Source organism: Christiangramia aquimixticola (assembly GCF_048285835.1).
In the GTDB taxonomy this organism is placed as follows: Bacteria; Bacteroidota; Bacteroidia; order Flavobacteriales; family Flavobacteriaceae; genus Christiangramia; species Christiangramia aquimixticola.
This window is the reverse complement of the sequence record NZ_JBLVTL010000047.1, coordinates 1-390: the sequence shown is the minus strand read 5'-3', so window position 1 is coordinate 390 and position 390 is coordinate 1. Positions and strand designations below refer to the sequence as shown.

The following is a 390-nucleotide window of genomic DNA, read 5'->3' as shown; positions in this document are numbered from 1 at the left end:
CCCTGCCTTTTCTGGATATGCGGCCACCAAATTGGCCATAATTCTTAAAATGCCATTTCTCCCTATCAAGGTTTCCAAACCGGCATTTCCTCGGGAAAGCATGTGCCCCATTTCCAAGGCATTGCCTCTGGAGCCTTTAAACACCTGTCCGTCCAGCACCAAAGCGCTTCCAATTCCTGTACCCATCGTGATGAAAAGGAAATTGTCCGATACATCTCCTTTTCCATAATGAAACTCACCGATAGCTGCTGCAGCTGCGTCATTTTCCAGATAAAAATCGTGGTGAGGATATCGCTCCTTTAGGCTTGCTTTAAGAGGAAAATTATTCAAATCAGGAATGGCCGGGATCTCCAATGGAGTCATGCGGTCTTTGGAAATCATGCCTGGAAG

The 390-nt window shown here is 46.4% G+C and carries 1 protein-coding gene; it reads right to left on the bottom strand.

All coding sequences use genetic code 11. From position 1 onward, the window contains the following. Positions 1 to 390, bottom strand: a 390-nt coding sequence (locus ACNKXV_RS13430) for an ROK family protein (RefSeq protein WP_417908243.1), incomplete at both ends; no start/stop codon positions are given.